Source organism: Corynebacterium sp. 5QC2CO (genome assembly GCF_024580435.1).
In the GTDB taxonomy this organism is placed as follows: Bacteria; Actinomycetota; Actinomycetes; order Mycobacteriales; family Mycobacteriaceae; genus Corynebacterium; species Corynebacterium jeikeium_D.
Genome location: NZ_JANIKI010000034.1, coordinates 1 through 426, shown reverse-complemented (window position 1 = coordinate 426; position 426 = coordinate 1). Strand labels below are relative to the sequence as shown.

Here is a 426-nt window from a genome sequence, read left to right as displayed (position 1 = left end):
GCGCCCGATCGTGGTCGGCTTCGGCCCGTGCGGCATCTTCGCCGGCCTGTTGCTGGCACAGATGGGCTTCAAGCCGATCATCCTCGAGCGCGGCAAGGAAGTACGTCAGCGCACCAAGGACACCTGGGGCCTGTGGCGCAAGAGCGTGCTCAACCCCGAGTCCAACGTGCAGTTCGGCGAAGGCGGCGCCGGTACCTTCTCCGACGGCAAGCTGTACAGCCAGATCAAGGACCCGCAGCACCACGGCCGCAAGGTGCTGGAAGAGTTCGTCAAGGCCGGTGCGCCGGACGAGATCCTGTACATCAACAAACCGCACATCGGCACCTTCCGCCTCACCGGCATGGTCGAGCAGATGCGTCAGGACATGATTGCCCTCGGCGCCGAAGTGCGCTTCCAGCAGAAGGTCACCGACCTGCTGATCGAGGA

At 64.3% G+C, this 426-nt stretch carries 1 protein-coding gene; it reads left to right on the top strand.

Annotated elements, in window-relative coordinates; genetic code table 11:
• Positions 1–426, top strand: a 426-nt coding sequence (locus NQ014_RS10820) for an NAD(P)/FAD-dependent oxidoreductase (protein WP_257075341.1), incomplete at both ends; no start/stop codon positions are given.